Source organism: Streptomyces sp. ISL-87, assembly GCF_018614095.1.
Lineage (GTDB): Bacteria > Actinomycetota > Actinomycetes > Streptomycetales > Streptomycetaceae > Streptomyces.
On sequence record NZ_JAGGOY010000029.1, the window covers coordinates 62,759 to 88,129 of the forward strand.

Consider the following 25,371-nt stretch of genomic DNA (forward strand, 5'->3'; position numbering starts at 1 on the left):
TTCGAAGGCCGCTAGGTTCTGCCGTTACCCCGCCGTTATGCGAAAGGTGCAGTCTCATGCGTTCGAACGGCCGCCACAGACGCCCCCGTCAGGTGCCCGCGATTGTCGTCACTGCCGGAGTCGCAGGCTCCGCTCTGGCCCTGCCGCTGCTCGCGGCGACCAACGCGAGTGCCGCAGACACCTCCACGTGGGACAAGGTCGCCGAGTGCGAGAGCGGCGGTGCGTGGAGCGCCAACTTCGGCAGCGGCGCCTACGGCGGACTCCAGTTCACGCAGGAGGAGTGGCAGAACGCGGGCGGCACGACCTACGCCGAGCGCGCGGACCTCGCCAGCCGGTCGCAGCAGATAGCCGTCGCCGAGCGGGTGCTGGCCTCCCAGGGCCCCGAGGCGTGGCCGCTGTGCGCGTCCCCGGCCGGGCTGACCAAGGAGGGCCCCTCGGCCGAGGTGGACCCGGGCCGCGGCCACTCCAGCGACGCCAAGGCGGTCTCCCCGAGCCCGTCCCGCCCCGACGACTCCGTGCCGTCCACCGGCTCCGGTGCGCCGTCCACGGACTTCGGGGCCCCGACGCAGAGCGTGAGCCCGTCCGGTTCGCCCGCCTTCGGACTGCCCGACGTCCCGATGGCCCCGCCGCTCGGACTGCCCGTCATGCCCGATCCGGACCTCCCGTCGACGGCTCCGACGACCCCGGGCGACCCGACGACGTCCCCCACGACCCCGGTGACCCCGGGCGGTCCGACCGCGTCCCCGACGACCCCGGTGATTCCGGGCGGCCCGACCGCGTCCCCCACGACCCCGGGCGACCCCACGGCTCCCGTGACCCCGGGCACTTCGGGCACACCGGGCATCCCGTCCGCCCCCGACGCCTCCGCCGACCCGTCCGCCACCCCGCAGGCCCCGGCCGCCGGTACGAGCGAGGGCAGCGGCAAGCACCGCGGTACGCCCGCCGTCGAGGCGCCCGTCACACCTGACGCCGCGTCGGACCCGACGTACATCGTGAAGGAGGGCGACAGCCTGGCCGCCATCGCGGATGCCAAGGGGGTCAAGGGCGGCTGGAGCAAGCTCTACGAGGCCAATGAGCAGGTCATCGGCGGCGACGCCAACCTGATCAAGCCCGGCCAGAATCTGGATCTAACCAAGCAATAAGGGCACTTCGGGCATCCGGAAAGTTAGTAATGTCGGATATCCGTAAGTGAGACATGTGTCTCTTCCGGTCAACTGGCGTGTCTCGCCCGGAGGCACCCGAAAACCCCGCCCTCACCTGCGCAAATACCGGTGCGAAGTACGCAAGTAGGGGCTCTCTCTCCCCGATGTTCCTTGTTGAACATCGGGGAGAGGCCTGTCTACCTTCTGAATCGCCCGCCACCGCGGGCCTCTTCGACCGCATCGCCGAATCCTGCCGGCGGACGGAGAGAACAGTCGTCGCGTAAAGCGCCGAAGGCAGGAGCGGGGGAACCAAGGTAGGCGCCGGGACCGGCCATTGAGAGATGGCCACGGAACCGGCTAGGGGTTAAGCCGCGCGCTAGGTCGCGCGGCCGGGCAACTCACTCGCCCGAACCCGACAGCTCACCTCGTAGGCGTCGGTGAGGAGAACTCCATGCTGCTTTCCGGCAAGGGCAAGCACCGCCGCGGTACGGCCATCGAGCGGACTGCCCGCATCGTCACGCTCGCCGGTGTCGCGGGTGTGGCCGTCGCGGCCCCCCTGATGGCCGCGGGCACCGCTTCCGCTGCGACCGCCTCCGAGTGGGACCGCGTCGCTGCCTGTGAGTCCGGCGGCAACTGGTCCATCAACACGGGCAACGGCTACTACGGCGGCCTGCAGTTCTCGTCCTCCACCTGGGCCGCGTACGGCGGCAAGGCGTACGCGGCGCAGGCCAGCCAGGCCTCCAGGTCCCAGCAGATAGCCATCGCCGAGAAGGTCCTCAAGGGCCAGGGCAAGGGCGCCTGGCCGTCCTGTGGCGTGGGCCTGTCGAACTCCTCGTACAGCGGCGGCGGCGCCGAGGTCACCAAGCCGAAGCCCAAGCCCGAGCAGAAGAAGCAGGAGAAGAAGGCCGAGCCGAAGAAGGAGACGAAGCGCTCCGAGGCCCCGGTCACCCGCTCCGAGCGCTCCGAGGCCCCGGCCCCGGCCAAGACCGCCCCGAAGACCGAGGCCCCGAAGACCGGCAACGGCTCCTACGAGGTCAAGTCGGGCGACACCCTGGGCTCCATCGCCGAGGCCAACGGCGTCAAGGGCGGCTGGGAGAAGCTCTTCGAGCTGAACAAGGACATCGTCTCGGACGCCGACCTGATCTTCCCCGGTCAGAAGCTGAACCTCAGCTGAATCTCGCGGTAACAACCGCGGGGGCCTGCGCGACACGCACGTTTCCCACCGCCCGGCGCGTCTTCTTCACGCGCCGGGCGGCTGCGTTTCGCCCGCCGGGAGCTGATCGCCGCGAGTCCTATGTCATGGAAGAGGGGTATTCGGGCCCTTTTTCGTCCCAGGACCCGGGCGGTCGGCCGGCCGATTGCCCGGAGCCGGTTAGGCTCTAGTCGGCAAGGCCGTCCCACGGCCTGACGCCACCGCACACCCAGCGTCACATCCCAGAAGGAGATGCTCGTGCCGTCCATCGACGTCGTCGTAGCCCGGGAAATCCTGGACTCCCGAGGCAACCCCACGGTCGAGGTCGAGGTGGGCCTCGACGATGGCAGCACCGGCCGTGCTGCAGTTCCGTCCGGCGCCTCCACCGGTGCATTCGAGGCCATCGAGCTGCGTGACGGTGACCCCAACCGTTACTTCGGCAAGGGCGTCGAGAAGGCCGTCCTGGCCGTCATCGAGCAGATCGGCCCGGAGCTCGTCGGCTACGACGCCACCGAGCAGCGCCTGATCGACCAGGCCATGTTCGACCTCGACGCCACCGACAACAAGGGTTCGCTCGGCGCCAACGCGATCCTCGGCGTCTCCCTGGCCGTCGCGCACGCCGCGTCCGAGGCCTCGGACCTGCCGCTCTTCCGCTACCTCGGCGGACCGAACGCGCACCTGCTGCCCGTTCCGATGATGAACATCCTCAACGGTGGGTCGCACGCCGACTCCAACGTGGACATCCAGGAGTTCATGATCGCCCCGATCGGCGCGGAGTCCTTCTCCGAGGCGCTGCGCTGGGGTGCCGAGGTCTACCACACCCTCAAGAAGGTCCTGCACACCAAGGGTCTCTCCACCGGCCTGGGCGACGAGGGCGGCTTCGCCCCGAACCTGGAGTCCAACCGCGCCGCGCTCGACCTCATCCTCGAGGCCATCAAGCAGGCCGGCTACACCCCGGGCAAGGACATCGCGCTCGCGCTCGACGTCGCCGCGTCCGAGTTCTACAAGGACGGCAAGTACGAGTTCGAGGGCCAGTCCCGCTCGGCCGCCGAGATGACCGACTACTACGCCGAGCTCGTCGAGGCGTACCCGCTGGTCTCCATCGAGGACCCGCTGTTCGAGGACGACTGGGCCGGCTGGAAGACCATCACCGACCGCCTGGGCACCAAGGTCCAGATCGTCGGCGACGACCTCTTCGTCACCAACCCGGAGCGCCTGGCCCGCGGTATCGAGGAGGGCTCCGCGAACGCCCTGCTCGTGAAGGTGAACCAGATCGGTTCGCTGACCGAGACCCTGGACGCCGTCGAGATGGCCCAGCGCAACGGCTTCAAGTGCATGATGTCCCACCGTTCGGGTGAGACCGAGGACGTCACCATCGCCGACCTCGCCGTCGCCGTGAACTGCGGCCAGATCAAGACCGGCGCCCCGGCCCGCTCGGACCGCGTCGCCAAGTACAACCAGCTGCTGCGCATCGAGGAGATCCTCGACGACGCCGCGGTGTACGCGGGCCGTTCCGCCTTCCCGCGCTTCAAGGGCTAATCACGATCCAGCCTCCGTACGTCCCCGCACTCGGTCCCGTACCGTGTGCGGGGACGTATTGCGTAGGGCGCATATAGGGGAGGCGGATCAATGGCCGGGAACCGGGACCGGTTCTCCACCTTCTCCACCGCGACCAGGCTCCGGCAGCTGGGCGAGCGGACCGCGGCCCACGTCTACCGCTCGCAGTCACGCCGCCAGGTCCGCCGCAGCCGGCTCACCGGCCGGGCCGCACTGCTGGTGCTGGTCCTCTGTACGCTGGTCGTCGCCCTCGCGTATCCGATGCGCCAATACGTATCCCAGCGCTCGGAGATCACGGAGCAGCAGCGGGCCGCCGAGGACGCGCGCAAGCGCCTCGAAGAGCTCCGCGACGAGAAGGCCCGCTGGCAGGACCCGGCCTACGCGGAGCAGCAGGCGCGCAAGCACCTGCACTTCCTGCGGCCGGGCGAGATCGGCTACATCATGAAGGACCCGGGGGCCGAGGCCGCGGAGCGGCACCGCACCGGACAGGCCGCGTCCGACCGCCCCTGGTACTCGAACGTCTGGGACGGCGTCGACAAGACCGACCGCCCCGGCGACTGAGCACGTACGCAGCACCCATCCGACCGGAACAACGAAGAGACTTCCTCCAGGCATGCAGACGCCCCCGCCCCAGACCGACCGGACCGAGCCGAACGACGCGGACATCGAGGCGTTCGAGCAGCAGCTCGGCCGCCCCCCGCGCGGGCTGCGCGCCATCGCGCACCGCTGCCCCTGCGGCCAGCCGGACGTGGTGGAGACCGCCCCGCGGCTCCCCGACGGCACGCCCTTCCCCACGCTGTACTACCTGACGTGCCCGCGCGCGGCCTCCGCGATCGGCACGCTGGAGGCCAACGGCGTGATGAAGGAGATGCAGGCCCGGCTCGCCGAGGACCCGGAACTCGCCGCCGCCTACCAGGCCGCGCACGAGGACTACATCCGGCGCCGGGATGCCATCGAGGTGCTCCAGGGCTTCCCGAGCGCCGGCGGTATGCCGGACCGGGTGAAGTGCCTGCACGTGCTGGTCGGCCACTCGCTGGCCGCCGGTCCCGGTGTGAACCCGTTCGGTGACGAGGCCCTGGCGATGCTGCCGGAGTGGTGGGCCAAGGGCCCCTGCGTCACCCCGTGCGCCGGCAAGTCGGAGGACGCCGACAAGTCGGAGAACGCCGGCCAGACGGAGAAGGAGACGGACGCGTGACCAGGGTCGCGGGCATCGACTGCGGTACGAACTCCATCCGCCTCCTGGTCGCGGACTGCGACCCCGCCACCGGCGAGCTGGTGGAGCTGGACCGGCGCATGGTCATCGTGCGGCTCGGCCAGGGCGTGGACAAGACCGGCCGGCTGGCCCCGGAGGCGCTGGAGCGCACCTTCGCGGCCTGCCGCGCGTACGCCGCGGTCATCAAGGAACTGGGTGCGGAGCGCGTGCGCTTCGTGGCCACCTCGGCATCGCGCGACGCCGAGAACCGGGACGAGTTCGTCCAGGGCGTCCTGGACATCCTGGGCGTCGAGCCCGAGGTGATCTCCGGGGACCAGGAGGCGGAGTTCTCCTTCACCGGCGCCACCAGGGAGCTGACCGGCACCGACCACCTCGAAAAGCCCTTCCTGGTCGTGGACATCGGCGGCGGCTCGACGGAGTTCGTGGTCGGCGAGGAGCACGTCCGGGCGGCCCGCTCGGTCGACGTGGGCTGCGTACGGATGACCGAGCGCCACCTGCTGGTCGACGGGGTCGTCACCGACCCGCCCACCGAGGCGCAGATCGCCGCCATGCGGGCCGACATCGAGGCGGCGCTGGACCTGGCCGCCGAAACGGTCCCGCTGGGCGAGGCCCGCACCCTGGTGGGCCTGGCCGGCTCGGTGACGACGGTCGCCGCGATCGCCCTCGGGCTGCCGGAGTACGAATCGTCGCTGATCCACCACTCCCGGATCCCCTACGAGAAGGTCCGCGAGATCAGCGAGCGGATGCTGACGGCGACCCACGCCGAGCGCGCGGCGATCCCCGTGATGCACCCGGGCCGGGTGGACGTCATCGGCGCCGGCGCCCTGGTCCTCCTCGCCATCATGGACCGCATCGGCGCCTCGGAGGTCGTCGTCTCCGAGCACGACATCCTCGACGGAATCGCGATCAGGACCGCAGAGGCGGTCGAGGCCGACAAGCAGCGGTCCTGACCTGCTGCACTGAACGGCGGCGCTCCGGTGAGTTCACTGGAGCGCCGCTTCCGTGTCGGTCAGTGCGGCGAGGAGCTCGCTCATGGTCACGGTCGGTCCGCCTTCGGCGAGCACGGCCTCCGCCTCGCGTGAGAGCAGTTCGTCGGCCGCCTCTTCGAGCGCGTTGAAGTCCGCGATGGGGACCAGGGCGGCCACCGGGGCGCCGTTCCGCGTGATGATGGCCGGAGCGCCCTGCTCGGCGCGGTTGATGTGGTCCGCGAGGTGGGCTCAGGCTTCACGCACGGTCACAACGTTCTCACTCATGCCGATAGTGTGCGCGCCGACGTGTACACGTGCTGCTGCGGCGGCAACGGGGGGCGGGTTACCCCGAGATGGTGGAACGGGATCGCCTGGTCCGGCGCCTGGCGGGGGCCTCGTGGAGTCTCGGAGGGCCCTTCCGGGGGCCTTACGGGGGTCTTAGGTCCCGTCGGGCAGATGAACTTCGTGAAGTTCTTCACAAGGAAAAGGGGCCTGATGTGCCAAGGCGAGGGTCCTTCGGGGCGCTCCCGGGGGCATCGGGCCCCTTTTTTGCGCGCGTTCGTGCGAACCGTGGAGACCGCCGGGTCCTGGCGGTAGGTATCCACGAAGCCGGTGGTCTACTCCGTTTTCGGCCTGAGAGGCCAGTTCAGGACGGGTGAACAACGACTCCCGATACACCCTGGTTCCCCTCTCGCGCCATGACCTCGGTCACGTGGGCGGCGGAGTGTAGCAGAGGCTCCCGGACACCTTGTGAAGGGGCTCACGAGCGACACCCCTTTGGGTGCTGGATACTCGTTCCATGAGCACCACGGAGCGTCCCAGGATCCTCGTTGTAGGAGGTGGGTACGTAGGCCTGTACGCAGCCAAGCGCATCATGAAGAAGATGCGCTACGGCGAGGCGACCGTCACGGTCGTCGACCCGCGCTCGTACATGACCTACCAGCCCTTCCTCCCTGAAGTGGCCGCAGGCAGCATCTCGCCTCGGCACGTCGTCGTCCCGCTGCGACGCGTGCTGCCCAAGGCTGAGGTTCTCACCGGCCGGGTCACCACCATCGACCAGGACCGCAAGGTCGCCGTCGTCACGCCGCTGGTCGGCGAGGCGTACGAGCTGCCCTTCGACTACCTGGTGATCGCGCTCGGCGCCGTCTCCCGCACCTTCCCGATCCCCGGCCTCGCCGAACAGGGCATCGGCATGAAGGGCGTCGAAGAGGGCATCGGCCTGCGCAACCACGTCCTTGAGCAGCTCGACAAGGCCGAGTCCACGACGGACGAGAACGTCCGCCGCAAGGCCCTCACCTTCGTCTTCGTCGGCGGCGGCTTCGCCGGTGCGGAGACCATCGGCGAGGTCGAGGACATGGCCCGCGACGCCGCGAAGTACTACACCACCATCAAGCGCGAGGACATGCGCTTCATCCTGGTGGACGCGGCCGACAAGATCCTTCCCGAGGTCGGGCCCAAGCTCGGCACCTGGGGCAAGGAGCACCTCGAGTCGCGCGGCATCGAGATCTACCTCAGCACCTCCATGGACTCCTGCGTGGACGGCCACGTGGTGCTGAAGAACGGCCTCGAGGTCGACTCCAACACGATCGTGTGGACCGCGGGCGTCAAGCCCAACCCGGCGCTGGCCCGCTACGGCCTGCCGCTCGGCCCGCGCGGCCACGTGGACTGCGCCCCGACCCTCCAGGTCCAGGGCACGGACTACATCTGGGCCGCCGGCGACAACGCCCAGGTCCCGGACGTCGCCTCCCGCAAGGCCGGCGTCGAGAACGCCTGGTGCCCGCCGAACGCCCAGCACGCGCTGCGCCAGGCCAAGGTCCTCGGCGACAACGTCATCTCGGGCATGCGGGGCTTCCCGCAGCACGAGTACGCGCACTCCAACAAGGGTGCGGTGGCGGGCCTCGGCCTCCACAAGGGCGTCGCGATGATCGTCATGGGCAAGGTGAAGATCAAGCTCAAGGGCCGGCTCGCCTGGTACATGCACCGCGGCTACCACGGCATGGCCATGCCGACCTGGAACCGCAAGATCCGCGTCTTCGCCGACTGGACCCTCGGCATGTTCCTCAAGCGCGAGGTCGTCTCCCTCGGCGCGCTGGAGAGCCCGCGCGAGGAGTTCTACGAGGCCGCCAAGCCGGCGCCGGCTCCGTCCGCCGCCTCGGCTCCGGCCGCCAAGGCCAAGGCCTCCTGACCCGGGCCGACCGCCGGTAAACACAGCACGATCCCGAAGGGTCTCCCGCCATCCGTGGTGCGGGCGGCCCCTTCGGCGTTTCCTGCTGCTTACCCGGGCCCCGGGTGGGGTAAAGGCTTGGGCCGGAGCCTTTCTGGAGGTGCGCCATGACCGACGCCGCGTCGCGGCTGGCCGTTCTTTGCGAGACCCTGCTGGGCGCCCCCCTGCCCGTGCGCATCCGCGCCTGGGACGGCAGCGAGGCCGGCCCGGCCACAGGGCCCGTCCTCCTCGTCCGCCACCGCCGCGCGCTGCGCCGGGTGCTGTGGAAGCCGGGCGAGCTGGGCCTGGCCCGCGCCTGGGTCGCGGGCGAGATCACCGTCGAGGGGGACCTGTTCGAACTGCTGGACCGCGTGGCGGTGCTGTTCTGGGAACGCACCCCGCTCCCGCGCCCGCCCGCCGACGAGCCGCTGACGGCCCCCGCGGGGGTGGGTCCCGGCGGGCTGGCCGGACTGCTGCGCGACCCCGCGCGGCGGGCAGCGGTACGGGAACTCCTCGCGATGTCCCGGCCGTGGACCCCGCCCGCGCCGCCCGGCGAGGAGGTGCCCCGGCGCAGCGGGCCGCGCCACACGCGGCAGGCCGACCGGCAGGCCATCAGCCACCACTACGACGTCGGCAACGATTTCTACGAGCGGGTGCTCGGCCCCTCGATGGTGTACTCCTGCGCGTACTGGAGCCCCGGCGGAAGCCTGGAGGACGCCCAGCGCGACAAACTCGACCTGGTCTCCCGCAAGCTGGCCCTGAAGCCCGGAGACCGGCTCCTCGACGTCGGCTGCGGCTGGGGCTCCATGGCACTGCACGCGGCCCGCGAGTACGGCGCCCGGGTCACCGGCATCACGCTCTCGCGGGAGCAGGCCGTGTACGCCCGTAAGAGGGTCGCCGAGGAGGGCCTGGCCGACCTGGTCGACATCCGGGTCCAGGACTACCGGGACGTCAAGGACGGCCCGTACGACGCCATTTCCTCGATCGGCATGGCCGAACACGTCGGCGCCGACCGCTACCGCGAATACGCCCGCACCCTGCACGCCCTGCTGCGCCCCGGCGGGCGCCTGCTGAACCACCAGATCGCCCGGCCTCCCGAGCCCGACGAAGCGGCGTACCGGATCGACGAGTTCATCGACGCGTACGTCTTCCCCGACGGGGCGCTGTCCCCGCTCGGCACCACGGTCGGAGAGCTGGAGCGGGCCGGCTTCGAGGTCCGCGACGTGGAGGCGCTGCGCGAGCACTACGGGCTCACCCTGCGGGCGTGGGTGGCGCGGCTGGAGGAGCACTGGGACGAGGCGGTGCGGCTCACCTCGCCCGGGCGGGCCCGGGTGTGGCTGCTGTACATGGCGGCCTCCGCGCTCGGCTTCGAACACAACCGGCTCGGCGTCAACCAGGTCCTCGCGGTGCGGCCCGCGCCGCCCGGTGAGCTGGGGCTGCCGCTGCGGCTGCGCACCTGGGGCGCGTAGCCCCGCATGGGGGACGGGAACGGGAAGGGCCCCGGGGCGTGTTGGGGCCCTTCCGTGTCACTGCCCGCCTGACTGTCGGTCTGCCTGCCGCTCCTACTCGGTCTTGATGGCCGTCAGCATGTTCAGCCGGGCGGCGCTGCGGGCGGGCCACATGGCCGCCAGGACGCCGACCACGCCGGCGAGCAGGAGGAAGATCCCGATCCGCTCGTACGGGAGGACCAGCTCGTAGCCGGGTACCGACTCACTGAGCGTGGAGCCGACCGCCCAGGCGAGGAAGACGCCGACGACGATGCCGAGGACCGCGCCGAAGAGCGAGATGACCACGGCCTCCAGGCGGATCATGTTCTTGACCCGGCTCCGGTCCAGACCGATCGCCCGGAGCATGCCGATCTCCTGCGTCCGCTCGAAGACGGACATCGCCAGGGTGTTGACGACACCGAGCACCGAGATGATCAGCGCCATGCCGAGCAGGCCGTACATGATGTTCAGCGCCAGGCTGACGACGCCGCCCATCTCGTTGCGCATGTCCTGCTGGGTGGCGAGGGAGATCGCCGGGTTGTTGCCCAGCGCGTCGAGGACGGCCTTCTCACCGGCCTTCGACTCGCCGCCCGTGGTGTTGACGTAGACCTCGGGGATGTACGGGTCCTCCGAGTGGGCGCCGAGGATCTTGTCGTCGAGGACGTAGGGCGAGAGCAGTCCTTCGAGGTCCTTGTAGACCGCGCCGACCTTGAGCGTTTCCTTCTTGCCGTCGTCGTACTGGACCTGGAGGGAGCTGCCGACCGCGAGCTTGTTCTTCTCGGCGGTCTTCTCCGCGACCGCGACCTCGCCCTTGCCGAGGCTGCTCAGCGAGCCGCTGACCACGTCGACGTTCAGCATCTGGCCGATGGCGGCGGGGTTCACGCCGGAGGCCGACCTGAACTCGTCGCCGATCTTCAGGTAGCCGGCGGTCTGCGGGGAGACCGCCTTGACGCCCGGGGCCTTGGCCAGGGCCTCGATGACGGACCTGTCCAGGCTGCCGCCGCCCATGGCCATGGAGACCTTGTAGTCGGCCTTGATCTTGTCGGTGCTCATCCGGTCCACGGCCTTGCCCATGGTGATGCCGAGCACCGACAGGGTGGTGACGAGGGTGAGGCCGATGGCGAGGGACGCGGCGGTCACGGCGGTACGGCGCGGGTTGCGGACGGCGTTCTGCGCGGCCAGCTTGCCGGGCACCCCGAAGACCTTCTCCAGCAGCGGCCGGACGCCGGCGATCAGCGGCCGCGACAGCAGCGGGAGCAGCACGATCAGGTCGATGAGGAGGAAGAACGCGCCGGCGCCGATGCTGTAGCGGCCGTTCTCGCCGCCCGCGGAGACGCCGGCCAGGACCGTGGCGATGCCGGCCAGGCCGAGGATGCTGCCGATGATGTTGCGCGCGACCAGGGACTTCATGGTGGCCGGCAGGTGGGCGCTGCCCATGGCCGCGACCGGGGGGATCCGGCCGGTGCGCCAGGCGGGGAACACGGCGGCGACCATGGTGACGAACACGCCGATGACGATGGCCGCGATGATCGTCGACGGGGCGACGACCAGGTCGCCGGCCGGGATCTTGGCGCCGAGGGAGTCCATCAGGGACCGCATCCCGACCGCCAGGCCGATACCGGTGAGCAGGCCGACGGTGGAGGAGATGAGGCCGACGACCAGGGCCTCGGTCATGACCGAGTTGACGACCTGGCCACGCTTGGCGCCGACGGCGCGCAGCAGGGCCAGCTCCTTGGTGCGCTGGGCGACCAGCATGGTGAAGGTGTTGTAGATCAGGAAGATGCCGACGAAGAGCGCGATGCCGGCGAAGACGAGCAGCATGGTGCTCATGCCGCTCATCTCCCTCTCGATGGACTCGGCCTGGTCGGCGGCGAGCTGGGCCCCGGTCTGGGCCTTGGTGTTCTTGCCGTCGACCAGCGGGGTGATGTCGGTGAGCAGCTGGTCGGCGGAGGTGCCGGCCTTGGCGCTGACGGAGAGCTCGGAGTAGAAGCCGGGCTGGAGGTACAGCTTCTGGGCGACGGCGGTGTCGAAGAGGACGAGGCTGCCGCCCGCGTTGACCTGGCCGTCGTCGGTGGTGAAGACACCGGCGAGGGTGTACTCCTTCACCGGGCCGTTGGTGGCCACCCGGACCTTGTCGCCGACCTTGTACTTGCCCTTGTTCGCGGTCTCCTTGTCGAGGGCGATCTGGTCGGCGGTGGCCGGGCCGGCGCCGTCGGTGAAGGCGTAGCGGGGGTCCTTGCCGCCGTTCACCGGGGCGAAGTTGGAGCCGTTGTTGGCCCAGCCGTTGCCGATCAGCTTGCCGTTCTCGTCGCCGACGCCGGCGAAGCCGGAGACCCGGCCGGTGGCGGTGTCGACGCCCTTGACGGCCTTGACCTTGTCGAGGGTCCGCTGGCTGATGCCGGGCTCGCCCTCCTTCTGGCCGTCGGCGTCGCGGCCCTGGCCGTACGAGGTCACGGAGACGGCGACGCCCTCGTAGCTCTTCGCGGACTGGCCGGAGAGGGCCTTGCTGAGGGTGTCGGTGAAGACGAGGGTGCCGGAGACGAAGGCGACGCCGAGTGTGACGGCGAGCACCGTCATCAGCAGCCTGGCCTTGTGCGCGAGGACATTGCGCAGGGCGGTACGGAACATGGTGGAGGCGTCCAGGATTGTCGAGGGCAGAATGCCGGGGTCAGCGGGGACGGGGGAGGGGGATGTCCCTCAGCTGGTACGGCCCTTGGCGTCGAAGGCCTTCATGCGGTCGAGCACGCCATCGGCGGTGGGGCTCAGCATCTCGTCGACGATCCGGCCGTCGGCCAGGAAGATGACGCGGTCCGCGTAGGAGGCGGCGACCGGGTCGTGGGTGACCATCACGACGGTCTGGCCGAGCTCGCGGACCGAGTTGCGCAGGAACCCGAGGACCTCGGCGCCGGAGCGGGAGTCGAGGTTTCCGGTGGGCTCGTCGCCGAAGATGATCTCGGGGCGGGAGGCCAGGGCGCGGGCCACGGCCACGCGCTGCTGCTGGCCGCCGGAGAGCTGCGCCGGGCGGTGCGAGAGGCGGTCGGAGAGGCCGACCATGCGGATCACGTTGTCCAGCCACTGCTTGTCCGGCTTGCGGCCGGCGATGTCCATCGGGAGCGTGATGTTCTCCAGGGCCGTCAGGGTCGGCAGCAGGTTGAAGGCCTGGAAGATGAAGCCGATCTTGTCGCGGCGCAGCTGGGTCAGCTGCTTGTCCTTGAGGGAGCCGAGCTCGGTCTCGCCGATGCGGACGGAGCCGGCGGAGAAGGTGTCCAGACCGGCGACGCAGTGCATCAGGGTGGACTTGCCGGAGCCCGAGGGACCCATGATCGCGGTGAACTGCCCCTGGGCGAAGTCCACGGAGACGTTGTCCAGGGCGACCACCTGGGTCTCGCCCTGGCCGTACACCTTCGACAGCTGCGTGGCGCGGGCGGCCACGGCCTGGGTGGTGTGCGGGGCGTAGTTCATGGTGGTCACAGGGGGACTCCTGACGAGCGGGCGACTGCGGTGTGGCGGGACTCTTCAATCCTCACCGCGCCCCCACCCTCCCCGGATCAGCCGAGGTGCCCGTTCACTGGCCCACTCGAGTCTGATCGCGGGCCCTTCAGCCTCCTCCTTTGGTATGACAGCGACCCCGAGATCGCCGACCGGAGGGCGGGGTGGCGCGCGGGGTGGCGTCCGGGGTGGCGTACGGCATCGAAATCCCGTCATTCCCGTACCGGCGGTGATCGCGGGCGGGAGGGGGCCGACCGCGCGTTCTCGTGCCTGACGGGCCCTCAAGCGCCAATAAAATCAGACAACATCGGAATGACGGCCACCTGACGAGCAGGGCGTTCCGGATAGGCTCAGCACACCGTTCACAGCTTTTGTGCGGGGGCTGCTGGGTCTTGCCCGGATGGTGGAATGCAGACACGGCGAGCTTAAACCTCGCTGGCCTTCGGGCCGTGCCGGTTCAAGTCCGGCTCCGGGCACTCCCGCAGTGGTCCTTTTTATCCCCTGCGCTTTGCCATGCCTTCTCCTAAGATCCTCCTTCAGCAGTAGGGTGCTTTCTTTGCGAACGCATTACTCTTGTTGCAAGGCCGCGCCCGGTGGCCATGGAGGAGTGAGATGAGGAGCAGTAACCCGGTCTTCTCGCGACGGGGGTTCAGCCGCGACGCCGGCGGCTACGCGGGCTTCGACGCGCAGTACCAGGCGCAGGCCGGGACCGCGACAAACCCGTATGCGACGAACCCGTACGCGACCGACCCGGCGACGGGTATGCCCCAGGCCCCGGTCCGCACCAACGCGATGACGATCGACGACGTCGTGAGCCGTACGGCCATGACGCTCGGCACGGTGATCCTGACGGCGACCATCGCCTGGATCGCCCTGCCCGTCGACGCCGCCAATCTCAACAAGTCGTACGGCATCGCCATCGGCGCCGCGCTCGTCGCGTTCGTCCTGGCGCTCGTCCAGTCCTTCAAGCGCAAGCCCACCCCGGCGGTCATCCTGGGCTACGCGGCGTTCGAGGGTGTCTTCCTCGGCGTCATCAGCTCCGCCACCAGCACCTACATCGGCGCCGGCGCGGTCGTCCAGGCCGTACTCGGCACGATGTGCGTCTTCGCGGGCGTGCTCTTCGCGTACAAGATGCGCTGGATCCGCGTCACCCGCCGCTTCTACGGCTTCGTGATGGCCGCCGCCATGGGCTTCATGCTGCTCATGGTCGTCAACCTGCTCTTCACGCTCTTCGCGGGCGGTGACGGCCTCGGCTTCCGCAGCGGCGGCCTCGGCATCCTCTTCGGTGTCATCGGCGTCATCCTCGGCGCCTGCTTCCTCGCCCTCGACTTCAAGCAGGTCGAGGACGGCGTGGCGTACGGCGCCCCGCGCGAGGAGGCATGGCTGGCGGCCTTCGGCCTCACCATGACCCTGGTGTGGATCTACCTGGAGATGCTGCGGCTGGTCCAGATCCTCTCCGGCAACGACTAGTCGTACCGGTGAGGCGGCGCCGACGCGCCGCGACAGCATGGGGAAGGCCCCGCGAGCACACCGCTCGCGGGGCCTTCCCGCGTCTAGGAGGGGGAACAGGGGACAGGGGTCGGGTGGGGGACGGTGAGGGAGGGGCGGGGGCTCAGCCGAACTTTCTCGCGGCCCTGCGCAGGTCGTACTCGTGGATGATCGCCTTGGCCTGGCCGTACGAGAGCTCGTGCGCGCCGCGCAGCCAGCTGACCTTCTCCTCGAACCGGACGAGGGAGGGGCCGTCGTCCACGGTACGGAGCCAGTCGGTGAGTTCACGACCGGTGGTGAGGGGGATTCTGTCGATCATGTTGCGGTGTGTCTGCTCGGAGAACTCTACGGACATGGGCGCCTCCGGAGGTATCGCCGTGCTGTTCTCTTCACGCCACCGTGCCGGAGAGTTCGCCTGTTGGCAATGGTGCCCGGGCGGCGCGTAAGGTCGGCCGGGTGCTCGATACCTCACCCCTGACCACCGCCGTGGAACGTTTCGCCGACCGGCTGAGGGCCGCCCCGCAGAGCCGCCTCCAGCGGGGGGCCGCAGCCGAGGCGCTTGAGCTGGCCCGCGAGTTGGCCGTCCGGGCCCAGCGGCTGGAGGCCCCGGAGGGGGCGGCTCCGGCGCGGGAGATGCCGGACGCGGGCGTCTTCGTGGTCGGGGACCAGGTGGCGGTCGCGGGGCTGGACCTCGCCGAGGCACTGCGAGCCGTACCGGCCGGGGGCCGTGGGGACGGCGGGGACGGCGGGGACGGCGGGGACGGCGGGGGAGGCGGGGACAGCGCGAAGGCCCCGTCCGAGATGCTGGACGAGGCCGTGCGGCTGGTGGAGCAGGCGGAAGTCAGAGCGATGCGATGACGCGGTCCGCGAGGATGTAGACGTTGCTGTCGGGGTCCTCGGAGTCACCGCAGGAGAAGGTCAGCGCGTAGGCACCGGAGATGCCCGAGCCACCGAGCAGGACCGGCGCGGTGCCCGAGCGCAGGGCCTCGGCCAGACGCTCCGCGGTCTCCCGGTGGCCCGGGGTCATACAGAGCGTGGTGCCGTCGGTGAAGACGTACACGTCGAGCGTGCCCAGCGGGCCGGGGCGGACGTCCGCGAGGGCCGTACGGGCCTCCGCGAGCTCCTCCAGGCGGCTGACGGTGCGCTCGTGGTCGGCGCCGGGGTGCGAGGCCTGCACGGGAACGAAGTCGGGGTGCGAGGGGTGGCGCCGGCGGGCGGCGGCCAGCTCGGCGGAATCCTCCGGGTACGCGGGGTACTCGTCGGCCAGGTCGTCGCCGAGCACGGGGTCCAGACCGACCAGGTCCGCCTGCCGGGGCAGGAAGACCGGGCTGTCCTCGCCCAGGCCCGGCAGACCGCCCAGCAGAGAGGGCGCGTCGGCGGCGTCACGCGCCTCCTGCGCGGCCCAGAAGGCCCGCGCCTCGGCCAGCTCGCGCTCGCGCTCCTCGGCGAGGGCTTCGGCCACGGCGGCCCGTATCTCGGCGGCGGGCGATTCCACGGCGCTGCGGGCGTGCGGGACGCTCGCACCACGCGGGTGCGCCGGCACCGCCAGCTCACCGCGCAGGGCCGTGACCTGCTTACGCAGTCCGTGTACGGCGTGCAGCGCAGCAGCGCCCACGGCCGTGGCAGCGGCCGTGGTCAGCAGCAGGGCAAGAGACATGGCGCTCACTGACTAACTCCTGATTGATTCGATCCCCCGACTTCCTACATCAGCTTGACCCGACCTGGGAATGGCATGCAGTGCATTACGTCATGAATTGGACAGGTCTTTCGTCCCAGGAGCCTCGGGTGGATGCCACCTGACCTGGGCAAATGCCGATCCCCCAGGACAAAGGTCACATCCTGGGGGAGATTCGGTCACAGGTCGGCCGCGACGGGATTAGATCCGGCGTCAGTACGGCGCAAGGGATCGAGCGGATTCCTTGCGGGATCTGGGCTCCCGTCTTGATCGAATAGGAGGCCGTCGCTCGCACGGCAACGGCCCCTACTCTCCGCAACGGGTCAGGCTCAGCTCAGCCGCTCTCTCCCGTGGTCGCGCTGAGCTTCGCCACCGCTGCGGGCAGGTGCCGCCGCTTCGCGACGGCCCCTACCCTCCGCTCAGGCTCAGCTCAGCCGCTCTCTCCCCTGGTCGCGCTGACCTTCGCCACCGCTGCGGGCAGGTGCCGCCGCTTCGCGACGGCCCCTACCCTCCGCTCAGGCTCAGCTCAGCCGCTCGATGACCATGGCCATGCCCTGGCCGCCGCCCACGCACATGGTCTCCAGACCGAACTGCTTGTCGTGGAACTGCAGGCTGTTGATCAGGGTGCCGGTGATGCGGGCACCGGTCATCCCGAACGGGTGACCGACGGCGATGGCCCCGCCGTTGACGTTCAGCTTCTCCAGCGGGATCTCCAGGTCCCGGTAGGACGGGATGACCTGGGCCGCGAAGGCCTCGTTGATCTCGAACAGGTCGATGTCGCCGACGGTCAGCCCGGCGCGCTTCAGTGCCTGCTTGGACGCCTCGACCGGGCCCAGGCCCATGATCTCGGGGGAGAGGCCGGTGACGCCGGTGGAGACGATCCGGGCCAGCGGGGTCAGGCCCAGCTCGCGGGCCTTCGTGTCGCTCATGATGACCAGCGCCGCGGCACCGTCGTTGAGCGGGCAGCAGTTGGCCGCGGTGACCAGACCGTCGGGGCGGAAGACGGGCTTGAGGCCCTGGACGCCCTCCAGGGTGACCCCGGCACGCGGGCCGTCGTCCGTCGAGACGACCGTGCCGTCCGGGGTGGTGACCGGGGTGATCTCGCGGGCCCAGAAGCCGTTCTTGATGGCTTCCTCGGCCAGGTTCTGCGAGCGGACGCCGAACTCGTCCATGTCCTGGCGGGTCACGCCCTTGAGGCGGGCCAGGTTCTCGGCGGTCTGCCCCATCGCGATGTACGCGTCGGGGATCAGGCCGTCCTCGCGCGGGTCGTGCCACGAGGCGCCCTCGCTCTGGGCGACGGCGGCCGTACGGGCCTCGGCGTCGGCGAAGAGCGGGTTGTGGGTGTCCGGGAGGCCGTCGGAGGAGCCCTTGACCGACCGGGAGACCATCTCGACGCCCGCGGAGATGAAGACGTCGCCCTCGCCCGCCTTGATGGCGTGCAGCGCCATGCGGGAGGTCTGGAGCGAGGAGGAACAGTAACGGGTGATCGTGGTGCCAGGCAGGTAGTCCATGCCCATCTGCACGGCCACGATGCGGCCCAGGTTGTGGCCCTGCTCGCCGCCGGGGAGGCCGCAGCCGAGCATCAGGTCGTCGATCTGGCGCGGGTCCAGCTCGGGGACCTTGGCGAGGGCGGCCTGGATGATCGTCGCCGTCAGGTCGTCCGGCCGGACGTCCTTGAGGGACCCCTTGAAGGCGCGCCCGATGGGAGAGCGGGCGGTCGAAACGATGACGGCTTCGGGCATCGGGGCTCCAAGGGGGTGAGTTGCGGCTCGTACCGGGACCGCATGCGAAGTTACCGCCCCGTACCGTCGAGGTCACCGGCCTTGGCGTGTGATGAGGGTCGCTTCCCGGGCTTGGCCTTGGCTTCCACGGCCTTGGCCGCCTCCTCGCGGTCTCCCGGCTGGCCGATGTCCGGGGCGGTGGGCATCCGCCGGCGGCGCCGGTGCTTGAGGAGGGCCCAGGGGGCGCGGGCGGCGGTGACCTCCGTGCCGGCCTGGCCCGCGGCGGCCGAGGCGGCCTCGGCCACCGGCAGCAGGTCCTCGTCGCGCGTGTGGTCCAGCCGGTCGGACTCGGGCCAGACTCCGAGCGTGGCACAGAGCGTGGGCAGGACGGCCATGGCGGCGGTCGCGTATCCCTCGGCCGAGGGGTGGTAGGAGTCCGGGCCGAACATCTCGCGCGGGTTCGCCGCGAACTCGGGGCCCAGCAGGTCGCCCATGGAGACCGTACGGGCGCCCAGCGCGACCACGCCGATCGTCTGGGCGGCGGCCAGCTGGCGCGAGACCCGTCGGGCCACCCAGCGCAGCGGCTGGTAGACCGGCTCGATCGTGCCCAGGTCCGGGCAGGTGCCGACCACCACCTCGCAGCCCGCGAGCCGCAGGCGGCGTACGGCCGAGGTGAGGAGGCGCACCGACTGGGTCGGCGGCATCCGGCGGGTCACGTCGTTCGCCCCGATCATGATCACCGCCACATCCGGGGGCGGGGCGTCGGAGTCGAGGAGCAGCCCCGCCTGGCGGTCGAGGTCGTCCGACATGGCGCCCGAGAGGGCCACGTTGCGCAGCTCCACGGGCCGCTCCGCCACCGCCGCGAGCCCGGAGGCCAGCAGGGCGCCCGGGGTCTGACGGGCGCGCCGTACGCCCAGCCCGGCGGCCGTGGAATCGCCCAGCATGGCCAGCCGCAGGGGGCCGGGGCTCAGCTCGGGCCCGCCGAACTCACTGCCGTAGAGGCCGTCCGCGCGCGGCGGGTCCGGCAGCCCCGTTCCCACCGTCCGTTTGGCAAACTGGACCTCAGCCAGTACCAGCCCCACCGCGGCCGCGCCGACGAGCCCCAGCCCGCCCCCGCCGTATGCCGCGCCCGCCGCGATCCGGCGGGCAGTCCTCGCTCTGGACACCCTGCAAGCCACCTCGCTGTTCTGCCTGGCCCCGATGAGCTACCTGCCCCGTACTGCCGGTCAGCCAATCCCTTTCCGCATACTCTGGCGGTGCCTCCCGGAGAACCCGTGGAGTCCCCTCCTTGGAGAACATGGTGCAATTCCACGACTCGATGATCAGCCTCGTCGGCAACACCCCGCTGGTGAAGCTCAACCGTGTGACCGAAGGCCTCCGGGCCACCGTCCTTGCGAAGGTCGAGTACTTCAATCCCGGTGGATCCGTGAAGGACCGGATCGCCGTTCGGATGATCGAGGCCGCCGAGCAGAGCGGAGCCCTCAAGCCCGGCGGCACCATCGTGGAGCCGACCAGTGGCAACACGGGTGTAGGACTCGCCATCGTGGCCCAGCAGAAGGGCTACAAGTGCATCTTCGTCTGCCCTGACAAGGTCTCCCTGGACAAGATCAACGTGCTGCGCGCGTACGGCGCGGAGGTCGTGGTCTGCCCGACCGCGGTCGACCCCGAGCACCCGGACTCGTACTACAACGTGTCCGACCGCCTGGTCCGCGAGACGCCGGGCGCCTGGAAGCCCGACCAGTACAGCAACCCGAACAACCCCCGTTCGCACTACGAGACCACCGGTCCCGAGCTGTGGGAGCAGACGGACGGGAAGATCACCCACTTCGTGGCCGGCGTCGGCACGGGCGGCACGATCTCGGGCACGGGCAACTACCTGAAGGAGGTGTCCGGCGGCAAGGTCAAGGTCATCGGCGCCGACCCCGAGGGCTCGGTCTACTCCGGCGGCTCGGGCCGCCCGTACCTCGTCGAGGGCGTCGGTGAGGACTTCTGGCCGACCGCGTACGACCCCGATGTGACGGACGAGATCATCGCGGTGTCCGACAAGGACTCCTTCCAGATGACGCGCCGCCTGGCCAAGGAGGAGGGCCTGCTGGTCGGCGGCTCCTGCGGCATGGCGGTCGTGGCCGCGCTGAAGGCGGCCGAGGGGCTCGGCCCGGACGACGTGGTCGTCGTCCTGCTGCCGGACAGCGGCCGCGGCTACCTGAGCAAGATCTTCAGCGACGAGTGGATGGCCGGGCACGGCTTCCTGGAGGAGGCCGGTCCCGCGGCCCGCATCGGGGACGTGCTCGCGGACAAGGCCGGCGGCACGATTCCGTCGCTGGTCCACATGCACCCCGAGGAGACGGTCGGCGAGGCCATCGAGGTGCTGCGCGAGTACGGCGTCTCGCAGATGCCGATCGTCAAGCCGGGCGCGGGTCACCCGGACGTGATGGCGGCCGAGGTCATCGGCTCGGTGGTCGAGAAGGAGCTGCTGGCGGCGCTGTTCGCACAGCGGGCCTCGCTGACGGACCCGCTGGAGAAGCACATGAGCTCGCCGCTGCCGCAGGTCGGCTCGGGCGAGCCGGTGTCGGAGCTGATGGCGGTGCTCGGCGAGGCGGACGCGGCGATCGTGCTGGTCGAAGGCAAGCCGACGGGTGTGGTGAGCCGGCAGGACCTGCTCGCGTTCCTGGCCAAGGGCTCGAAGTAGCCCCTGCGACGCGTCGGTGAGGGGTCGGGCGGGGGCTCCGGCCCCGGCCCGCCGCCGGTGGCCCCCCGGTGCCCCCCCGGCGGCCTGCCTGGCCGGCCGGTACCGCGCCCGTCGCGCAAACGGTACGGGCCCGACACGTGACGGCAGCACCGGCTTAACACCGCTCCGGCACAGTGGTGGTTGTCGGCAGGGAGACCCGGGAAACCGGGAGCACCGGCCGGCAGCACCGACTGGCGTTGACGTACTTCCGGAGCGGCTCCCGGACCGCGTTGGACGCCATGGACGCGGACGGCCCTGACCCGGCCCGTGTCCTTCGCGGGGACCGCCGTCGTCCCGCCCCCGGGCAACCGGGGTGCGGCGGTCCCCGCCATTTCCCTTGCCGGGCGCTGACCGGGTTGGGCCTGGCCCCCGAGGCGGGATTTCCCGCCGTTGCCCGGCAGCCGCTGCGCCTCAAGCGCCGGCGGGGCTGAATTTGTGCGGCGCCGCTGCGCAAGCGCCCCCGGCATCCGCCGGGCCTCTGAGGCTCCGCCCCAGACCCCGCGCCTCAAACGCCGGCGGGGCTGGTTTTTGTGCGGGCCTCTGGTGCTCGGCTCCGGACCCCGCGCCTCAAAACGTGGGTTGCCGGGGCGCCGGACTCCGTATCCCGAGGGGTGGTCCGTCACTTGCCGTCCTGCATAAGCGCATGCAGAGTGCTCGGTGACTGAATATTTCACGGGGACGGAGGGGGCGGGATGAGCGAGAGCCCGGCCGCGCGGCTGCAGAAGCTGTTCGAGGGCCACCGGCTGACGCCGACCCAGCGGCGTATCGCGCACTGCATGGTGCGCGGGGCGGCGGAGGTGCCGTTCCTGTCGAGCGTGGAGCTCGCCGAGCTGGCCGGGGTGAGCCAGCCGTCCGTGACCCGCTTCGCGGTGGCGCTGGGCTTCGACGGCTATCCCGCGCTGCGCCGACACCTGCGGGAGGTGGCCCCCGCGCAGCAGGCCGGCGCCGAGCGGGAGACCTCGTACAACGAATACCAGCAGGCCGTCCAGGGTGAGATCGAGAACCTGCGCCGGCTGTCGGCCATGCTCGCCGACCCCGCGCCCGTCGAGGAGGCAGGGCGGCTGCTCGCCGGGTCGACCCCGCTGCCGGTGCTGGGGCTGCGGGCCGCGTCCTCGCAGGCGCGCGGGTTCGCGTACTTCGCCGCCAAGGTGCACCCCGACGTACGGCTCCTCGACGAGGGCGGCTCGATGCTCGCCGACCGGATGGACGCGGCCGTCGCCGCCGGGGCCTCGGCCCTGCTGTGTTTCGCGCTGCCCCGGCATCCCCGGGAGGTGGCGGAGGCCCTGGAGCACGGGCGGGCGGCCGGGCTGACCGTGGTGACGGTCGCCGACTCGGCCTTCGCCCCGGTGGCCCGGCACTCCGATCTGCTGATCCCGGCCCCGGTCGGGACCGGACTGGCCTTCGACACGGCGTGTGCGCCGATGCTGCTCGGCCGGGTGCTGCTGGAGGCGATGGCGGACGCGCTGCCCGACGCGCAGGCGCGGCTGGAGGCGTTCGACGCGCGGGCCGCCGCGCGGGGGCTGTTCGTCGAGTAGTCAGCGGTTGTCGAGTAGTCAGCTGGTCAGCGGTAGTTGAGTTCGGCCAGTTCCGTGGCGAGGCGGCGCCGCAGCGCCGGGACGCGCCCCAGGAGCGGGAGCAGGGTGTTGCGTACGGCGCGCAGGGCGGGGTTGCGTGTGGTCGCGACCCGGGTCATCCGGTCGGTCAGGGCCACCACCCGCCGCGCGACGGGGCGGCGGCGCGCTTCGTAGCCGTCGAGGTCTCCCGTTGCGATCGCCCGGCCGAGGGCGTACGCGTCCTGGATGCCGGTGTTCATGCCCTGGCCGCCGGCCGGGCTGTGCACGTGCGCGGCGTCGCCGGCGAGCAGCAGCCGGCCCGCGCGGTAGCGGTCGGCGACCCGGTGGTGGATCCGGAACCGCGAGGACCAGGCGAGCTCGGTGACGGTGGCCTGGCCGGGGACGCGCTCGTCGAGCAGGCCCTGGACGAAGCGGAGGTCCGGCTCGGCCGGGGCCTCGGCAACGGTGGCGACGATCCGGTAGTGCCCTGCACCGTGGCCTGCGGCAGGGGAGGTGCCCCCGGGCAGCGGGGCGACCACGGTGAGCCCGGCGGCGCCGAAGGCGAGGGAGACCTCGCGGGGGCCCGGGGCCCAGTCCATGACGACGTCGGCGAGGACGAAGGACTCTCCGTACGCGTTGCCGGAGAAGCCGATTCCGGCGGCCTCGCGGACGACGCTGTGCATCCCGTCGGCGCCGACGGCGTAGGCGGCGCGCAGGGTTTCGCCGGTGGCGGTGGTGAGGGTGACCCCGTCCCCGTCGTGGGTGATGGCGGTGACCTCGTAGGGGCGGTGGACGTCGCCGCCGAGGGCGCGGAGGCGGGCATCAGCGCGTACGGGTGGGCGGTGCGCAGCCCGTCGAAGGGGATGGCCGTCAGCGGGCGGGCGCCGTCGCGGATCCGGAACCGGGAGACCGGGATTCCGCGCCCGATCAGCTCGCCGGAGAGCTTCCCCGTCGGATCGAGCTCGTCGAGGACCTCCAGGGTGCGGGCGTGGACGACGGCGGCGCGGGACGTGTTCGCACCCTCGGCCTGCTTGTCGAGGAGGACGAAGCCGATGCCGGCCTCGGCGAGGGTCACGGCGAGCGCCAGGCCGGTCGGGCCGGCGCCGACGATGGCGACCTCGGTGCGGGCGGGGAGTGCGGAGGTGCGGGTCATCGGGGCCTCCTACGGTGGGCCAACGGCGTGGGTGGGGCCGAGGGCGGAAGCCTGTCGGGCGGGGCCAAGACCTGGGCCGGCAGGTGGGGTCGGGAGCCGAGCGGGCGGTATCAGAGAAGGTTTGGGGGTGCCGCGAGAAGCGTCCCTCTTGTGCCTGACGTGCTCGTTCCCCGCCCTCGGGGCGCCTCACCGCCGCCGCCGGTCCCCCACCGGCGGGGGACCCGCTCACCGAGCGCGATTCATCTCTTGCGGAATCTCGTCACTCTGACGTGAATTTGCCTGAACCTGGCCGTAGTCCGGCTCTGCTCTGCGATGCTGGAGGCCGATCGAGAGGGCCGCAGCGATGCAGTGGAAGATCCACGGGGAACGTCCGATCTACGAGAACAAGTGGGTGAACCTGTGGCTCACCGACATTGAAACGCCGGACGGCTACCGTTGGGAACACCACGTCGTCAAGCTTCGCCACCTGGCCGTGGCCGCCGTCCTCAACGACCGCCAAGAGGTCCTTATGATGTGGCGCCACCGCTTCATCACGGACGCCTGGGCCTGGGAACTCCCTATGGGCCTGGTCGAAGCGGACGAGACCCCGGGAGAGGCTGCCGCCCGCGAAGTCCTCGAAGAGACCGGCTGGCGCCCGGGGCCGATGAAGCCCCTCGTCTACGCCGAGCCCGCCAACGGCATCACGGACTCCCAGCACCACTTGTTCCGTGCCGACGGTGCGACGTACGAGGGGCCGCCGACCGAGAAGAACGAGTCGGACCGCATCGAGTGGATCCCGCTGGCGAACATCCGCGGCATGATCGACCGCCGCGAGATCGTCAGCAGTGGCTCCCTCGTCGGCCTCCTCTACGTTCTGATGGACGAAGGGATCCGCTGACCGGGGGTCGGCAGCACCTCACGTAGACGGGCCTCAAGGCAACCGCGGCCGGCACTTCGCGATGGGGCGCAAGCTGCTCGTAGTACTCGTACTCGCGAAGGTGCCCGGCCACCGGTATCGCTACGCGCTCCTCTTTTCTCAGTGTCCGGCGGCCGTCTGTGGCCGGGCAGAGAGGCGCGTGATCATTGTGCGCGTTTCCTACTTGTTTGATACTTTGGAAGGGTGTCTGAGACGACGTACGGCATTGGCGAGGGGCCGGCGGCCAGAGTGAGTCTCTCGTTGCCCGAGGGGACGGCTGAGGCGATTCGGGCGCGGGTGGGTAAGCGCGAGTTCTCCGCATTCGTCACTGCGGCGGTCGAGCGTGAGCTGCGGGGCCAGATCCTTGACGAGTACCTGGCCGACTATGAGCTGCGACGAGGCCCTCTCACCGCAGAGTCCCAAGAGGCAGCCAGGCTGGTCTTCGACGAGGTCTTTGCGGAGGGTGACGAATGGCCCGCCGCAAGCTGACCCGCGAAGGCACCTTGCTTCTGGACAGCGAGGGCTTGTCAAAGCTGCTCAACGACGAAGAGCCCGTGGTGGCCCTCGTCGCGGAAGCGCGCAGCCGCGGTATGGAAGTGGTGCTGTGCGCACTCACGATCATCGAGGCTGTGCATGCGCGGACCGACAAGGCTCGGCTGAACTGGATTCTTTCCGGTGTACGAGTCATCTCCGTAGGCGACGAGGAGGCGCGAGCCGCCTCGGCGCTCCTGATGGAGGCGGGGCTCCACGGTCACAAGTACGCGATCGACGCAGCCGTCGCGGAGGCCGCATTGCGGCAGCGACGCCCCGTAGTCCTCCTCACCTCGGATGTCGACGACATGACGAAACTCTGCGGCAGTCGAGTGCACATCGTCGGCGTCTGAGGCGTTCACCGGGTGCCGATATC

General features: G+C 70.6%; 22 protein-coding genes, 1 tRNA gene, 2 pseudogenes and 1 riboswitch. Of the genes and pseudogenes, 16 read left to right on the top strand and 9 right to left on the bottom strand.

Annotated features, from left to right (window positions below; genetic code table 11):
* Positions 1–56: 56 nt before the first annotated feature.
* From J7I97_RS11030 to J7I97_RS11055, 6 genes are all read left to right on the top strand, one after another.
* Positions 57–1,142, top strand: coding sequence for a transglycosylase family protein (locus tag J7I97_RS11030; RefSeq protein WP_214933302.1), 1,086 nt, complete (start codon positions 57–59; stop codon positions 1,140–1,142).
* A 276-nt stretch (positions 1,143–1,418) separates the two neighbouring features.
* Positions 1,419–1,591: riboswitch (cyclic di-AMP (ydaO/yuaA leader) on the top strand.
* 2 nt (positions 1,592–1,593) lie between these two features.
* On the top strand, positions 1,594–2,316 hold the full coding sequence (locus J7I97_RS11035; RefSeq protein WP_214933304.1) for a transglycosylase family protein: 723 nt from the start codon (positions 1,594–1,596) through the stop codon (positions 2,314–2,316).
* Between the two features lie 270 nt (positions 2,317–2,586).
* Positions 2,587–3,873: a phosphopyruvate hydratase gene (eno, locus tag J7I97_RS11040; RefSeq protein WP_214933306.1), complete on the top strand. Its 1,287-nt coding sequence runs from the start codon at positions 2,587–2,589 to the stop codon at positions 3,871–3,873.
* A 90-nt stretch (positions 3,874–3,963) separates the two neighbouring features.
* Complete coding sequence (locus tag J7I97_RS11045) at positions 3,964–4,452, top strand: septum formation initiator family protein (protein ID WP_214933308.1); 489 nt, start codon at positions 3,964–3,966, stop codon at positions 4,450–4,452.
* 52 nt (positions 4,453–4,504) lie between these two features.
* Positions 4,505–5,086 (top strand): DUF501 domain-containing protein, encoded by a 582-nt coding sequence (locus J7I97_RS11050; protein WP_214933310.1) that lies wholly within the window; start codon positions 4,505–4,507, stop codon positions 5,084–5,086.
* Positions 5,083–6,054, top strand: a complete 972-nt coding sequence (locus J7I97_RS11055) for a Ppx/GppA phosphatase family protein (protein ID WP_214933312.1) — start codon at positions 5,083–5,085, stop codon at positions 6,052–6,054. Before J7I97_RS11050 ends, J7I97_RS11055 begins: the two co-directional genes overlap by 4 nt.
* A 33-nt stretch (positions 6,055–6,087) precedes the next feature.
* On the opposite strand, the pseudogene J7I97_RS11060 reads toward J7I97_RS11055, so the two are convergent.
* Positions 6,088–6,357: pseudogene (locus tag J7I97_RS11060) on the bottom strand (type II toxin-antitoxin system Phd/YefM family antitoxin).
* Between the two features lie 514 nt (positions 6,358–6,871).
* Between J7I97_RS11060 and J7I97_RS11065 the strand changes: the two are divergent.
* The gene (locus J7I97_RS11065; protein WP_214933314.1) at positions 6,872–8,257 is read left to right on the top strand and encodes an NAD(P)/FAD-dependent oxidoreductase; all 1,386 of its coding nucleotides are present in this window, start codon (positions 6,872–6,874) and stop codon (positions 8,255–8,257) included.
* A gap of 146 nt (positions 8,258–8,403) precedes the next feature.
* On the top strand, positions 8,404–9,744 hold the full coding sequence (locus tag J7I97_RS11070; RefSeq protein WP_214933316.1) for a cyclopropane-fatty-acyl-phospholipid synthase family protein: 1,341 nt from the start codon (positions 8,404–8,406) through the stop codon (positions 9,742–9,744).
* Positions 9,745–9,837: 93 nt separating this feature from the next.
* Here the strand turns inward: J7I97_RS11070 and J7I97_RS11075 are convergent, their stop codons facing one another.
* Positions 9,838–12,390 carry an ABC transporter permease gene (locus J7I97_RS11075; RefSeq protein WP_214933318.1) on the bottom strand — a complete coding sequence of 851 codons (2,553 nt, stop codon included), beginning with the start codon at positions 12,388–12,390 and terminating at the stop codon, positions 9,838–9,840.
* A 69-nt stretch (positions 12,391–12,459) separates the two neighbouring features.
* Positions 12,460–13,224, bottom strand: a complete 765-nt coding sequence (locus J7I97_RS11080; protein ID WP_214933375.1) for an ABC transporter ATP-binding protein — start codon at positions 13,222–13,224, stop codon at positions 12,460–12,462.
* 421 nt (positions 13,225–13,645) lie between these two features.
* Between J7I97_RS11080 and J7I97_RS11085 the strand changes: the two genes are divergently transcribed.
* Both J7I97_RS11085 and J7I97_RS11090 read left to right on the top strand, forming a co-directional pair.
* A tRNA-Leu gene (locus J7I97_RS11085) sits at positions 13,646–13,727 on the top strand.
* Between the two features lie 136 nt (positions 13,728–13,863).
* Positions 13,864–14,721, top strand: a complete 858-nt coding sequence (locus J7I97_RS11090) for a Bax inhibitor-1/YccA family protein (RefSeq protein ID WP_214933320.1) — start codon at positions 13,864–13,866, stop codon at positions 14,719–14,721.
* Between the two features lie 142 nt (positions 14,722–14,863).
* Here the strand turns inward: J7I97_RS11090 and J7I97_RS11095 are convergent, their stop codons facing one another.
* Positions 14,864–15,094, bottom strand: a complete 231-nt coding sequence (locus J7I97_RS11095) for a DUF4287 domain-containing protein (RefSeq protein WP_214933322.1) — start codon at positions 15,092–15,094, stop codon at positions 14,864–14,866.
* A gap of 101 nt (positions 15,095–15,195) precedes the next feature.
* On the opposite strand from J7I97_RS11095, the gene J7I97_RS11100 reads away from it, so the two are divergent.
* Complete coding sequence (locus J7I97_RS11100) at positions 15,196–15,597, top strand: hypothetical protein (protein WP_308369230.1); 402 nt, start codon at positions 15,196–15,198, stop codon at positions 15,595–15,597.
* Here J7I97_RS11100 and J7I97_RS11105 read toward each other — a convergent pair.
* The 3 genes from J7I97_RS11105 to J7I97_RS11115 form a co-directional block, all read right to left on the bottom strand.
* Positions 15,581–16,396 carry a hypothetical protein gene (locus J7I97_RS11105; RefSeq protein WP_214933377.1) on the bottom strand — a complete coding sequence of 272 codons (816 nt, stop codon included), beginning with the start codon at positions 16,394–16,396 and terminating at the stop codon, positions 15,581–15,583. The genes J7I97_RS11100 and J7I97_RS11105 overlap by 17 nt on opposite strands.
* Positions 16,397–16,935: 539 nt before the next feature.
* Entirely contained in the window at positions 16,936–18,156 is a 1,221-nt protein-coding gene (locus J7I97_RS11110; RefSeq protein WP_214933326.1) for an acetyl-CoA C-acetyltransferase, read from the bottom strand.
* 50 nt (positions 18,157–18,206) lie between these two features.
* Positions 18,207–19,301 carry an SGNH/GDSL hydrolase family protein gene (locus J7I97_RS11115; RefSeq protein WP_308364527.1) on the bottom strand — a complete coding sequence of 365 codons (1,095 nt, stop codon included), beginning with the start codon at positions 19,299–19,301 and terminating at the stop codon, positions 18,207–18,209.
* A 134-nt stretch (positions 19,302–19,435) separates the two neighbouring features.
* On the opposite strand from J7I97_RS11115, the gene J7I97_RS11120 reads away from it, so the two are divergent.
* Together J7I97_RS11120 and J7I97_RS11125 are read left to right on the top strand one after the other, a co-directional pair.
* Complete coding sequence (locus J7I97_RS11120; protein ID WP_214933379.1) at positions 19,436–20,824, top strand: cystathionine beta-synthase; 1,389 nt, start codon at positions 19,436–19,438, stop codon at positions 20,822–20,824.
* A 731-nt stretch (positions 20,825–21,555) separates the two neighbouring features.
* Positions 21,556–22,398, top strand: coding sequence for a MurR/RpiR family transcriptional regulator (locus J7I97_RS11125; protein WP_214933330.1), 843 nt, complete (start codon positions 21,556–21,558; stop codon positions 22,396–22,398).
* 26 nt (positions 22,399–22,424) lie between these two features.
* Here J7I97_RS11125 and J7I97_RS38350 read toward each other — a convergent pair whose 3' ends face one another.
* On the bottom strand, positions 22,425–23,183 hold the full coding sequence (locus tag J7I97_RS38350; RefSeq protein WP_308369234.1) for an NAD(P)/FAD-dependent oxidoreductase: 759 nt from the start codon (positions 23,181–23,183) through the stop codon (positions 22,425–22,427).
* 251 nt (positions 23,184–23,434) lie between these two features.
* Positions 23,435–23,569 (bottom strand): annotated as a pseudogene (locus J7I97_RS38355) (FAD-dependent monooxygenase); the annotation flags it as partial.
* A 343-nt stretch (positions 23,570–23,912) separates the two neighbouring features.
* Here J7I97_RS38355 and J7I97_RS11135 point away from each other — a divergent pair.
* From J7I97_RS11135 to J7I97_RS11145, 3 genes are all read left to right on the top strand, one after another.
* Positions 23,913–24,446, top strand: a complete 534-nt coding sequence (locus J7I97_RS11135) for an NUDIX hydrolase (protein ID WP_214933332.1) — start codon at positions 23,913–23,915, stop codon at positions 24,444–24,446.
* 222 nt (positions 24,447–24,668) lie between these two features.
* Positions 24,669–24,953, top strand: a complete 285-nt coding sequence (locus J7I97_RS11140) for a hypothetical protein (RefSeq protein WP_214933334.1) — start codon at positions 24,669–24,671, stop codon at positions 24,951–24,953.
* On the top strand, positions 24,935–25,348 hold the full coding sequence (locus J7I97_RS11145) for a DNA-binding protein (RefSeq protein WP_214933336.1): 414 nt from the start codon (positions 24,935–24,937) through the stop codon (positions 25,346–25,348). The genes J7I97_RS11140 and J7I97_RS11145 overlap by 19 nt, the downstream gene beginning before the upstream one ends.
* The last annotated feature ends 23 nt before the right edge of the window (positions 25,349–25,371 follow it).

Bases quoted from the DNA above. Each gene is read 5' to 3' on its own strand.
- J7I97_RS11030 (WP_214933302.1), top strand. From the start codon at position 57: ATGCGTTCGAACGGCCGCCACAGACGCCCCCGTCAGGTGCCCGCGATT.
- J7I97_RS11035 (WP_214933304.1), top strand. From the start codon at position 1,594: ATGCTGCTTTCCGGCAAGGGCAAGCACCGCCGCGGTACGGCCATCGAG.
- eno (WP_214933306.1), top strand. From the start codon at position 2,587: ATGCTCGTGCCGTCCATCGACGTCGTCGTAGCCCGGGAAATCCTGGAC.
- J7I97_RS11045 (WP_214933308.1), top strand. From the start codon at position 3,964: ATGGCCGGGAACCGGGACCGGTTCTCCACCTTCTCCACCGCGACCAGG.
- J7I97_RS11050 (WP_214933310.1), top strand. From the start codon at position 4,505: ATGCAGACGCCCCCGCCCCAGACCGACCGGACCGAGCCGAACGACGCG.
- J7I97_RS11065 (WP_214933314.1), top strand. From the start codon at position 6,872: ATGAGCACCACGGAGCGTCCCAGGATCCTCGTTGTAGGAGGTGGGTAC.
- J7I97_RS11070 (WP_214933316.1), top strand. From the start codon at position 8,404: ATGACCGACGCCGCGTCGCGGCTGGCCGTTCTTTGCGAGACCCTGCTG.
- J7I97_RS11075 (WP_214933318.1), bottom strand. From the start codon at position 12,390: ATGTTCCGTACCGCCCTGCGCAATGTCCTCGCGCACAAGGCCAGGCTG.
- J7I97_RS11080 (WP_214933375.1), bottom strand. From the start codon at position 13,224: ATGAACTACGCCCCGCACACCACCCAGGCCGTGGCCGCCCGCGCCACG.
- J7I97_RS11090 (WP_214933320.1), top strand. From the start codon at position 13,864: ATGAGGAGCAGTAACCCGGTCTTCTCGCGACGGGGGTTCAGCCGCGAC.
- J7I97_RS11095 (WP_214933322.1), bottom strand. From the start codon at position 15,094: ATGTCCGTAGAGTTCTCCGAGCAGACACACCGCAACATGATCGACAGA.
- J7I97_RS11105 (WP_214933377.1), bottom strand. From the start codon at position 16,396: ATGTCTCTTGCCCTGCTGCTGACCACGGCCGCTGCCACGGCCGTGGGC.
- J7I97_RS11110 (WP_214933326.1), bottom strand. From the start codon at position 18,156: ATGCCCGAAGCCGTCATCGTTTCGACCGCCCGCTCTCCCATCGGGCGC.
- J7I97_RS11125 (WP_214933330.1), top strand. From the start codon at position 21,556: ATGAGCGAGAGCCCGGCCGCGCGGCTGCAGAAGCTGTTCGAGGGCCAC.
- J7I97_RS11135 (WP_214933332.1), top strand. From the start codon at position 23,913: ATGCAGTGGAAGATCCACGGGGAACGTCCGATCTACGAGAACAAGTGG.
- J7I97_RS11145 (WP_214933336.1), top strand. From the start codon at position 24,935: ATGGCCCGCCGCAAGCTGACCCGCGAAGGCACCTTGCTTCTGGACAGC.